Below are 10,110 nucleotides of genomic sequence, written 5' to 3'. Positions count from 1 at the left end.
GCCGGCGGCTTTTGGCATAATGCGCGCCATGGTTAACGATGCCCTGTGGCGCGCCGCGCCCCCCGCCCTTTCCGCCTCCGTGCTGGACTGCCTGACCGAACCGGCCTCGCTGAGCCTCAGGCTGCAGGCTGGCGGCCACCGTTTCGCGGTGACCGTGCTCCAGCAAGGAGAAGACCGCGTCCAGGCCGACGAGGCCGACGCGCTGGGTCTGGCCGTCGGCGCGCCGATGTACGCCCGCCATGTTCTGCTGACGCTGGAGGATGTGCCGGTGGTGTTCGCCCGCAGCGCCGCCCGCCCCGGCTGTCCGGACTGGCAGCCGCTACTGCAGCGCGGCAGCCGCTCGCTGGGGCTGACGCTGTTCGGCGAACTGTCCGGACTCAGCCGCGAGCCGCTGCGCTACGGGCTGCTGGCCGCCGGCCATCCGCTGGCCGGCGCCGCCGCGCAAACCCAGGCCGCCGCCGGCTATCCGGCGCGCCGTTGCCGCTTCCTGCTCGGCGGCTCGCCGCTGCTGCTGACCGAGTTGTTCCTGCCCGCCCTGGAGGATTTCCTGTGATCTCGCTCGCCACCGTCCACGACCGCTATGAAAACTACCGGCAGCTGATGCGCTGGGACAAGCCGATAGGCACGCTGCTGCTGCTGTGGCCGACGCTGTGGGGATTGTGGATGGCCACCGGCGGCAAGCCGCATCTGTCCATCGTCGCCATCTTCTGCCTGGGCACTTTCCTGATGCGCTCGGCCGGCTGCGTGATCAACGACTACGCCGACCGCGACTTCGACGCCCATGTCGCGCGCACCAGCCAGCGTCCGTTCGCCCGCGGCGCGGTCAGCGAGAAGGAAGCACTGCTGCTGGCCGCGCTGCTGGCCATCGCCTCCTTCCTGCTGATCCTGCCGCTGAACCATCTGACCTGGCTGCTGAGCGTGCCGGCGGTGCTGGTGGCCGCCAGCTACCCGTTCACCAAGCGCTTCTTCCCGATGCCGCAGGCCTATCTGGGCATCGCCTTCTCCTTCGGCATCCCGATGGGCTTCGCCGCCGAGACCGGCGCGGTCCCCGTTCTGGCCTGGCTGCTGCTGCTGGCCAATCTGTTCTGGGTGCTGGCCTACGACACCGCCTACGCGATCGCGGACAAGCCGGACGACCTGAAAATCGGCATCAAGACCTCGGCCATCACGATGGGCGACTACGACGTCGCCGGCGTGATGCTGTGCCACGCCGTCTTCCTGGCGCTGATGTGCGGCATCGGCGTCCATCTGGCGCTGGCCTGGCCGTATTATCTGGGCCTCGCCGCCGCCGCCGCGCTGATCGCGCTGCAATACCGCGATATCCGGCATCGCGACCGCGCGCTGTGCTTCAAGGCCTTCCTCGACAACAACCGCGTCGGCGCCGCCGTCTTCGTCGGCCTGGTTCTCGGCTACTGGCTGGCCTGAGCACAGAGGCATATGCCATTTACAATAAATTACATAGTCATCACCCTGATTTCATGAACTTCGCCGCCAAGATCGGTTCTGAGCAAGGTCGGGCCCTATCCCGATGGCAATCTACGCCGATCGCAACCGATACCAATAAGTCACACAGGAAGGTGAACATCATGAAAAAACTGCTGCTTGCTCTGATCGCTACCGCTTTCGCCGCCTCCGCTTTCGCCGCTCCGGCCGCTTCCGCGCCGGCTGCCGAGAAGAAGGCCGAACACAAGACCGAGCACAAGAAGTCGCATCACAAGAAAGCGCACAAGAAGCACGCTTCCGGCGCGGCTCACGAGAAGCACAAGGCCGCTTCCGCCGCCAAGTAAGCCTCCAGGCGCAAAAAAAGCTCCCGCAAGGGAGCTTTTTTCATGGCCGGCCGCGCCGCTCAGCGGACGTCGAACGGCAGCAGATAGGCCTTGTCCCCCAGTTTCACCTCGACCTGCCAGCGGCGGCTGCCGCTGACGCACATCGGCAGCGTCGCCGTGGCCCGCCAGCCGGCGCCGTCGCGGACGAAGGTGTAGCGGTTGAATCCCATGTCCATCTGCGGCATCGTGAAGTCGGCCGTCGGCGCCGTCTCCGCCGCCACGCCGTCCAGCCGCATCACGAACGGCTGGCCGTGCGCCGGCGCCGTCTCGAAACGGAGGCCGCCGCCGCCGGGCAGCGGACAGACCGCGCCGTCGGCGACCGCGCAAGACAGCCGCTGCGCGGCCGGCGCCGCCGGCTTCTTGTGCAGATACCAGTAGATCAGTCCGAATTTCAGCGCGCCGAAAACCAGCAGCGCGACGCCGAGCAACAGCAGCTTGCGCTGCTTCGCCGTCATCGCCACGCTCCCCGCATCAGCGCGACGCCGTGGGCGCCGCGCGCGCGCGCCGCGTCCAGATCGCCGGCATCCAGGCCGCCCAGCGCGTATACCGGCAGCGGCACCTCGCCGGCCAGACAGGCGGCGAAGCCGTCCCAGCCCAGCACGGCGGCGCCCGGATGGCTGGCCGTCGGCGCGACCGGGCTCAGCAGCGCGTAGTCCAGCCCCAGCTCGCCGGCGCGCGCCAACTCGGCCGCGCCGTGTATCGACGCGCCGACCCAGTCGAACGCCGGCCTGGCGTCCAGCGCCGCCAGCCGCGCGCCGTTCAGGTGCACGCCGTCGACCGGCCAGCCGGCCAGCCAGGCCGGATCGGCGTTGACGACCAGCTTGCCGCCGCGCGGGCGGACGATGGCGGCGGCGCGGGCGACGAAGTCGGCCAGCGCCTCGCGCGCCATCTGCGGCTCGCGCACCTGCACCAGGCCCCAGTCGCGCTCGGCCAGCCGCTCCAGCTGCGCCTCGACGCCGATCTCGGCCGCGCAGGTGATCGCGTGGCAGGCCGGCAGCGCCAGCGACTTCAATATCGGGCCGTTGGCCGGCAGCATCGGCTCCACCGTCAGCCGGCCCGGCGTCTGCCAGGCGAAAGCCTGGCCCTCGCGCGACTGCGGCTCGCCCTGCCAGTCCCAGATGCGGAAGAAGCGCAGGTGCACCGAGGCGTGCTCGTAATGATGGATCTTGGTCAGCCATGGCGTGGCGGCGGTGACCGCGATGCCCATCTCCTCGTGGAACTCGCGCTTCAGCGCCGCCAGCGGCGTCTCGCCGGCCTCCACCTTGCCGCCCGGAAACTCCCAGTAGCCGGCGTAGGGCTTGCCCTCCGGGCGGTTGCCCAGCATGAAGCTGCCATCCGGCCGCATCAGCGCGCCGGCCACCACATCTATGATCTTGTTGCTCGTCATGTCTTCGATTTATCAGCTATGGGCGTGCGCCGCCCGGTATTCATTTCTTGCCGCCGCGCCTGGCCAGCTTCTGGCTGCCGGCCCAATGGCAGGCGAACTGCCAGGCGACGCGGCCGGAGCGGCTGCCGCGCGCCAGGCTCCACTGCAGGGCCGCGCGCTCGGCCTTGTCGCCGTATTTCAGGCCGTAATGGCCCAGCCATTCCTTGACCGCCGCCAGATAGGCGTCCTGGTCGAACGGATAGAAGGACAGCCACAGGCCGAAACGGTCGGACAGCGACACCTTCTCCTCCACCGCCTCGCCGGGGTGGATCTCGCCGTCATGCAGCCAGCCTTCGCGGTTGTCCGACATCGGTTCCGGCAGCAGGTGGCGGCGGTTCGACGTCGCGTACACCAGCAGATTGTCGCAGCGGCGCGCGAGGCTGCCGTCCAGCGCGCTCTTCAACGCCTTGTAGCCGGCGTCGCCGTTCTCGAACGACAGATCGTCGCAGAACAGCACGAAGCGCTCCGGCCGGCCGGCCAGCAGTTCCACCAGTTGCGGCAGATCGGCCAGATGCTCGCGGTCTATCTCGATCAGCCGCAGGCCGTCATCGCCGAACAAGGGCAGCAAGGCCTTGACCAACGAAGACTTGCCGGTGCCGCGCGCGCCGGTCAGCAGCACATTGTTGGCCGGCAGGCCGGCGACGAACTGGCGGGTATTGGCCAGCAGCTGCTCGCGCTGGGCGTCCACCGCGGCCAGGCGGTCGGCGTCGACCGCATGCGGCTCGCGCACGGCCTCCAGCCAGCCGGCCAGGCCCTGGCGGTGCCAGCGGAAGGCCTGGGCGCTCCAATCCGGCTCGCGCCGCGGCGGCGGCAGCATCGGTTCCAGCCGGGACAGCACCGCCTCGGCGCGGCGCAGAAAATCCTGCAGGGCGTCCATCATGCTTTCCTTTCTGCCGATAAGAAAACAGCCTGCCACGAAGGCGGCAGGCTGTAAAAGTCATATAAAACAAAAGCGGCGGACAAGGCGCTCGAGGCAAGGCGCGCCGCCGCAGACAGTACACATCGTACGGCAAGGCGGCGCAACGCCGCATCGGGTGTCTTGTCCGGCGCGATCAATCTCGTAGAGAGATCACCGGCCAGCCATGCTGCTCGGCATGCGCCCGCAGCTTGTCGTCGGCGTCCACCGCCACCGGATGGTCGACCAGCTTCATCAGCGGCAGGTCGTTGTGCGAATCGCTGTAGAAGAAGCTCTCGCCGTAGCTGTCCCAGCTTTCGCCGCGCTCGGCCAGCCACTGCTCGATGCGGGTGATCTTGCCTTCCCTGAAGCTCAAGACGCCGGTCGGACGGCCGGTGAAGTTGCCGGCGGCATCCTCCTCCAGCTCGATCGCGATCAGGTGCTCGACGCCCAGCTCGCGCGCGATCGGTCCGGTGATGAAACGATTGGTCGCGGTGATGATGACGATCTGGTCGCCTTCGGCGCGGTGCGCGGCCAGCCGTTCGCGCGCCTTGCTCGGGATCAGCGGCTTGATGTGGTTTTCCAGGTAGTCGGCGTGCAATTCGTCCAGCTGGCGGCGCGAGAAGCGCGTCAGCGGCGCCAGGATGAACGCCAGATACTCGTTCATGTCCAGCGTGCCGTTCTGGTACTGGCTGTAGAAGTAGCTGTTGCGCTCGTCGTACTGGGCGGCGTCGAGGATGCCGCGCTTGATCAGGAAGCGCGGCCATTCGAAGTCGGAGTCGCCGGCGATCAGCGTGTGGTCCAGGTCGAACAGGGCGAGTCGGCGTTTGGCGGGGGTGGCGGTCGTCATGATTCCGGTGTGGCGGTTTGCAAAACGTTTTTCACCAGCGGCACGGTGATCGGGCGCCTCAGCGCCAGCGAGTAGCGGTCCAGCATGTCTATCATCGAGATCAGGCTGGTCAGGTCGCGCCGCCAATGGGTGAGCAGGTAGCGGTAGACGTCGTCGGGTATCGACAGCTGACGGTTGGCGGCGTGGCTGCGCAAGGCCGCCAGCTTGTCGTCGTCGGACAGGGCCTTCACCTCCAGCACCAGGCCCCAGCCGAGGCGGGTGCGCAGATCGTCGCGCACCGACAGCGCCACCGGCGGCTTGCGTCCGGCCATCAGCAGCCTGCCCTCCCCGCCCTCTTTCAGCGAGTTGTAGAACGAGAACAGCATGATCTGGTCGTCCGGCGCCAAATCGTCGACATGGTCGACGGCGATGAAGCTGGCCTCGCGGGCGAAATCCGGCAGATGGTCGCCCTTGCCGTCCAGATAAATGGCGGCGCGCCCCAGCCGCTCGGCGTGGGCGATCCAGGCCTGCAGCAGATGGGTCTTGCCGCAACCGGGCTCGCCCCACAGATAAATGAAGCGTTCGCCTTCGGTGGCGGTCAGGGCGGTGATCACTTCGCGGTTGCGCTCGGCCAGGAAATTATCGAAGGCCGGCAGCGGCGTGGGCGTGAGATCGAGTACGAGCTGGTCCAAGTTTGCGGTGCTGCGTTGCGTGCTAAACGTCAATGTGCCGATTTTACGCTGAGTCGGGCCCCGCTTGGAACCGCCATTTTCCCTGACAACATTGATGACATCGGCAAATGGCGGCCCCGCCGGCGAAAGACCGCCCGCCACACCAGCCTTTTTGCCGATTTTCAGTTAAAATACAGTGCTTTCGCACCGGCGAAAGCTTGATGTAAAAATATTTCAAGTTTGCAGAAAGCGAGTTTCTCTTGAATACCACGTCCCTCAGTTACCGTGATGCCGGCGTAGATATCGACGCCGGCGACGCGCTGGTCGAAAACATCAAGCCTTTTGCCAAGCGCACCATGCGCCCGGAGGTGCTCGGCGGCATCGGCGGTTTCGGCGCACTGGTGGAGATATCCAAGAAGTACAAGGAACCAGTGCTGGTTTCCGGCACCGACGGCGTGGGCACCAAGCTGAAGCTGGCCTTCGACTGGAACCGCCACGACACCGTCGGCATCGATCTGGTGGCGATGAGCGTCAACGACATCCTGGTGCAGGGCGCCGAGCCGCTGTTCTTCCTTGACTACTTCGCCTGCGGCAAGCTGGACGTGGCCCAGGCCACCGAGGTGATCAAGGGCGTCGCCGCCGGCTGCGAGATGGCCGGCTGCGCGCTGACCGGCGGCGAAACCGCCGAGATGCCCGGCATGTATCCGACCGGCGAGTACGATCTGGCCGGCTTCGCCGTCGGCGTCGTCGAAAAGAGCAAGGTGATCAGCGGCCGCGACATCGTCGCCGGCGACGTGGTGCTGGGCCTGGCGTCCAACGGCGTGCACTCCAACGGCTACAGCCTGGTGCGCAAGATCATCGACCGCGCCCAGCCGGAGCTGGACGCGCCGTTCGACGGCGACAAGACGCTGCGCGACGCGGTGATCGCCCCGACCCGCATCTACGTCAAGCCGCTGCTGAAGCTGATGGAAGCGCTGCCGGTCAAGGGCATGGCCCACATCACCGGCGGCGGCATCACCGAGAACACCCCGCGCGTGCTGCCGGACAATACCGTCGCCCAGATCGACGCCGCCAGCTGGCCGCTGCCGAAGTTGTTCCAGTGGCTGCAGCGCGAAGGCAATGTGGACATCCAGGAGATGTACCGCACCTTCAACTGCGGCATCGGCATGGTGGTGGTGGTGGCGCCGGAACACGCCGAACAGGCGATGGCGCTGCTGCGCGAAGCCGGCGAGACCGTCCACCGCCTCGGCCGGGTGCGCGAACGCGTCGGCGACGAGCACCAGACGCAGATCGCCTGAGGCGACCCGCCTCGTAGCGCTGCGCGCCGCTGGCCCCGCCGGCGGCGCTTGTCATTTGGCGGATGCCAAAGCGAACTCGATAAACATCGGCATATGAAAAACATCGTCATCCTGATTTCCGGCCGCGGCTCCAATATGCAGGCCATCGTCGAAGCCGCCGTTCCCGGCGCCCGCGTCGCCGCTGTGATCGCCAACCGGCCGGACGCGGCCGGTCTCGCCTGGGCTGCCGAACGCGGCATCGCCACGGCGGCGCTGGATCACAAGGCCTACGCCAGCCGCGGGGCTTTCGACGCCGCGCTGGCCGGGGCGATAGACGCCCACGCGCCCGATCTGGTGGTGCTGGCCGGCTTCATGCGCATCCTGGGCGAAGGCTTCACCCGCCGCTACGAAGGCCGGATGATGAACATCCATCCATCGCTGCTGCCGGCCTTTCCCGGCCTGCACACCCACGAGCGCGCGCTGGAAATGGGCTGCAAACTGGCCGGATGCACGGTACACTTCGTCACCGCCGAGCTGGATCACGGCCCCATCGTCGCCCAGGGCGCGGTCAGCGTGCTCGACGACGACACGCCGGACAGCCTGGCCGCGCGCGTGCTGACACTGGAACACCAGCTGTACCCGGAAGCGGTGCGCCGCTTCGTCGCCGGCGAGATCGCCGTGGTGGGCGGCAAGGTGGCCGGCGGTCCCGGCGTTGTCGCCAGCCTGCTGTCGCCCGCACCCTCAAGCAAGGCCTAAATGACCCGTCGCCGTCTGCTGCTGATCGCCCTCGTCCTGTCGCTGCTGCTGCACCTCGCGCTGCTCGGCTCCGACCTGTTGCCCGCGATCAGCGCACCGCCGGCGGAAGAGCCCAAGCTCGAGAAGATAGACGTCAAGATGCAGGCGATGCGGCTGGACGAACCGGCCGCGCCGCCGAAGCCGGCCACGGCCGGCGTCAGCCTGCCGCCGGCGGAGGCGCCGACGCCGAAGTCCAAACCGAAACCGAAGCCGGCCCGCAAGCGCGAGGCTTCCAAACCTGTGGAACAGGCCAAGCCGGCCTCGGCGCCGACGGCTGAGGCCTCGGCCTCGCGGGCCAGTTCCGCGCCGGCGGCGGAAATCGCGTCGGCGGCCGAAACCAGCCGGGCGGCCAGCGCGCCGGCGGCGTCCGTCCCGCCCAGCAAGGACAGCGCCGACAACGCCGGCTTCCTGCATCCGGACACGCCGCAGCGACAGTTTCCGGCCGCCGCCCAGATACGCTACCAGGGCTATTGGGGGTCGGCGATGGTCGGCTTCGGCAACCTGGACTGGCAGCGCGACCAGGGGCATTACCGGCTCGACATCACCGTCAGTCCCATCATCGGCCCCAAGCTGCGCTATCTTGCACAAGGGACGATAGACAAGTCGGGACTGCGGCCGGACAGCATCCAGTCGTTCCGCGGCGGCGATCTGAAGGAGGCGGCCCGCTTCGATTACGAGGCCGGCCTGCTGCGCTACGGCGGCAGCGAGGACAAGCAGCTACCGCTGAAGCCCGGCGCGCAGGACGCGTTCAGCCTGGCTTTCCAACTGGCGCTGAAAGGCGGCGATCTGGGCTCCGCGCCGATACAGATCACCACCGCCAAGAAGGTCTACGAATACCCGATGGCGCCCGCCGGCGCCTTCGACTACGACACCGGCGCCGGCAAGATGCGCGTGATCGTGTTCCGCGCCCAGGGCGACGGAGACGTCACCGAGTTCTGGCTGGCCCCGGATTTCGCCAATTTGCCGGTGCGCATACTGCGCGCCGACAAGGACAAGCGGATCGAGCTGAAAGCGATCCGCATAGATGTGAACGGCAAGCGGCAGTGGGAATTGCCGCCGCAACCGACGATACGGAACAAAAATGCACATTAGCCATAGCCAACTGAAACACCTGGAAACCGTCATCGGCCAGATGACCCGCTTCGACCGCCCGGCCGACGCCGTGCTGTCCGCCTACTTCCGCGAACACAGCAGACTGGGCGGCAACGACCGCCATCTGATCGCCGAGACCGCCTTCGGCGCGCTGCGCCGGCTGATCCAGCTGCGCGCGCTGATCGCGCCGGAAAAAGCGACGCCGCGCCGACTGGCGCTGGTGGCGCTGATGAAGTTCAACAAGCTGAACGTCAAGGAATTGACCGAGGCCACCAGCGCCGGCGAGCGCGAATGGCTGGGCACCGTCAAGGGCAAGGCGCTGGAAGACAGCCTGGAAATCCGCGCCGAGCTGCCGCAATGGGTGATAGAGCGCCTCGGCGAGCAGACGCCGGAAGCGGTGGAGGCGCTGGGCCAGGGCCTGATGTCGATGGCGCCGCTGGACCTGCGCGTCAACACGCTGAAGATACGGCGCGAGGAGCTGCTGGACCGTCTGAACGCCGAGGGCATCGCCTGCGAGGCGACGCCGTACTCGCCTATCGGCATCCGCCTGCGCGACAAGCCGGCGCTGTCCAAGCACGAGTTGTTCAAGTCCGGCGCCTTCGAGGTGCAGGACGAGGGCAGCCAGCTCCTGGGCCTGATCACCGGCGCCCGCCGCGGCGAGATGGTGGTGGACTTCTGCGCCGGCGCCGGCGGCAAGACGCTGCTGCTGGGCGCGCAGATGGCCTCCAGCGGCCGCCTGTACGCGTTTGACGTGTCGGAAAAGCGCCTGGCCAACTTCAAGCCGCGCCAGGCCCGCTCCGGCCTGTCCAATGTGCACCCGCAATTGCTGGCGCACGAGAACGACGCCAAGGTGAAGCGCCTGGCCGGCAAGGCCGACCGCGTGCTGGTGGACGCGCCGTGCTCCGGCCTTGGAACCTTGCGCCGCAACCCGGACCTGAAATTCCGCCAGAGCCCGGACAGCGTGGCCGAGCTGAACGCCAAGCAGGCGTCCATCCTGGCTTCCGCCTCTCGCCTGGTGAAAAGCGGCGGCCGTCTGGTCTACGCCACCTGCAGCCTGCTGCCGCAGGAGAACCAGGCCATCGTCGAGGCCTTCCTCGCCGAGCACGCCGACTTCCGCCTGGTGAAGATGGACGAGGTGCTGGCCGAGCAGAAGATCCCGCTGCAATGCGGCGACTATCTGGAACTGAAACCGCATCAGCACAACACCGACGGCTTCTTCGCCGCGGTGCTGGAACGCAGCCAGGCCTGAGCGGGGCCGGATCGGCAAACCGCGGCCCGTTTGCCACGCGCAGGCGGGCC

The 10,110-nt window shown here is 67.6% G+C and carries 12 protein-coding genes; 7 read left to right on the top strand and 5 right to left on the bottom strand.

Annotated features, from left to right (window positions below):
* The first annotated feature begins 28 nt into the window (after positions 1 to 28).
* The 3 genes from CXB49_RS03345 to CXB49_RS03335 all read left to right on the top strand — a co-directional run bounded on the left by CXB49_RS03345 (position 29) and on the right by CXB49_RS03335 (position 1,787).
* Positions 29 to 553: a chorismate lyase gene (locus CXB49_RS03345; protein ID WP_233492926.1), complete on the top strand. Its 525-nt coding sequence runs from the start codon at positions 29 to 31 to the stop codon at positions 551 to 553.
* Entirely contained in the window at positions 553 to 1,425 is an 873-nt protein-coding gene (ubiA, locus tag CXB49_RS03340) for a 4-hydroxybenzoate octaprenyltransferase (RefSeq protein WP_369826570.1), read from the top strand. Before CXB49_RS03345 ends, ubiA begins: the two co-directional genes overlap by 1 nt.
* Positions 1,426 to 1,586: 161 nt before the next feature.
* On the top strand, positions 1,587 to 1,787 hold the full coding sequence (locus CXB49_RS03335) for a hypothetical protein (RefSeq protein WP_101707081.1): 201 nt from the start codon (positions 1,587 to 1,589) through the stop codon (positions 1,785 to 1,787).
* A 59-nt stretch (positions 1,788 to 1,846) separates the two neighbouring features.
* On the opposite strand, the gene CXB49_RS03330 is transcribed toward CXB49_RS03335, so the two are convergent.
* From CXB49_RS03330 to hda, 5 genes are all read right to left on the bottom strand, one after another.
* Positions 1,847 to 2,281, bottom strand: a complete 435-nt coding sequence (locus CXB49_RS03330; protein WP_101707080.1) for a hypothetical protein — start codon at positions 2,279 to 2,281, stop codon at positions 1,847 to 1,849.
* Complete coding sequence (locus CXB49_RS03325; protein WP_101707079.1) at positions 2,278 to 3,213, bottom strand: Nudix family hydrolase; 936 nt, start codon at positions 3,211 to 3,213, stop codon at positions 2,278 to 2,280. Before CXB49_RS03325 ends, CXB49_RS03330 begins: the two co-directional genes overlap by 4 nt.
* 40 nt (positions 3,214 to 3,253) lie before the next feature.
* Entirely contained in the window at positions 3,254 to 4,129 is an 876-nt protein-coding gene (locus tag CXB49_RS03320) for an ATP-binding protein (RefSeq protein ID WP_101707078.1), read from the bottom strand.
* 175 nt (positions 4,130 to 4,304) lie between these two features.
* A complete protein-coding gene (locus tag CXB49_RS03315) occupies positions 4,305 to 4,997 on the bottom strand; it encodes an HAD family phosphatase (protein WP_101707077.1) in 693 nt (230 codons plus the stop codon).
* A complete protein-coding gene (hda, locus tag CXB49_RS03310; protein WP_011137161.1) occupies positions 4,994 to 5,668 on the bottom strand; it encodes a DnaA regulatory inactivator Hda in 675 nt (224 codons plus the stop codon). The genes CXB49_RS03315 and hda overlap by 4 nt, the downstream gene beginning before the upstream one ends.
* Positions 5,669 to 5,907: 239 nt before the next feature.
* On the opposite strand from hda, the gene purM reads away from it, so the two are divergent.
* From purM to CXB49_RS03290, 4 genes are all read left to right on the top strand, one after another.
* Positions 5,908 to 6,945: a phosphoribosylformylglycinamidine cyclo-ligase gene (gene purM, locus CXB49_RS03305; RefSeq protein WP_101707076.1), complete on the top strand. Its 1,038-nt coding sequence runs from the start codon at positions 5,908 to 5,910 to the stop codon at positions 6,943 to 6,945.
* Positions 6,946 to 7,038: 93 nt separating this feature from the next.
* Entirely contained in the window at positions 7,039 to 7,680 is a 642-nt protein-coding gene (purN, locus tag CXB49_RS03300; RefSeq protein ID WP_101707075.1) for a phosphoribosylglycinamide formyltransferase, read from the top strand.
* A complete protein-coding gene (locus CXB49_RS03295; protein ID WP_101707074.1) occupies positions 7,681 to 8,811 on the top strand; it encodes a DUF3108 domain-containing protein in 1,131 nt (376 codons plus the stop codon). It abuts the gene before it with no gap.
* Positions 8,807 to 10,060: an RsmB/NOP family class I SAM-dependent RNA methyltransferase gene (locus CXB49_RS03290; RefSeq protein WP_199406847.1), complete on the top strand. Its 1,254-nt coding sequence runs from the start codon at positions 8,807 to 8,809 to the stop codon at positions 10,058 to 10,060. Before CXB49_RS03295 ends, CXB49_RS03290 begins: the two co-directional genes overlap by 5 nt.
* The last annotated feature ends 50 nt before the right edge of the window (positions 10,061 to 10,110 follow it).

This window comes from Chromobacterium sp. ATCC 53434 (assembly GCF_002848345.1).
Classification (GTDB): domain Bacteria; phylum Pseudomonadota; class Gammaproteobacteria; order Burkholderiales; family Chromobacteriaceae; genus Chromobacterium.
Note: the sequence above shows the minus strand (reverse complement) of the source record. Positions and strands in the feature narration are given on the sequence as shown.

Bases quoted from the DNA above. Each gene is read 5' to 3' on its own strand.
- CXB49_RS03345 (WP_233492926.1), top strand. From the start codon at position 29: ATGGTTAACGATGCCCTGTGGCGCGCCGCGCCCCCCGCCCTTTCCGCC.
- purN (WP_101707075.1), top strand. From the start codon at position 7,039: ATGAAAAACATCGTCATCCTGATTTCCGGCCGCGGCTCCAATATGCAG.
- CXB49_RS03315 (WP_101707077.1), bottom strand. From the start codon at position 4,997: ATGACGACCGCCACCCCCGCCAAACGCCGACTCGCCCTGTTCGACCTG.
- CXB49_RS03320 (WP_101707078.1), bottom strand. From the start codon at position 4,129: ATGGACGCCCTGCAGGATTTTCTGCGCCGCGCCGAGGCGGTGCTGTCC.
- CXB49_RS03330 (WP_101707080.1), bottom strand. From the start codon at position 2,281: ATGACGGCGAAGCAGCGCAAGCTGCTGTTGCTCGGCGTCGCGCTGCTG.
- CXB49_RS03335 (WP_101707081.1), top strand. From the start codon at position 1,587: ATGAAAAAACTGCTGCTTGCTCTGATCGCTACCGCTTTCGCCGCCTCC.
- CXB49_RS03295 (WP_101707074.1), top strand. From the start codon at position 7,681: ATGACCCGTCGCCGTCTGCTGCTGATCGCCCTCGTCCTGTCGCTGCTG.
- CXB49_RS03325 (WP_101707079.1), bottom strand. From the start codon at position 3,213: ATGACGAGCAACAAGATCATAGATGTGGTGGCCGGCGCGCTGATGCGG.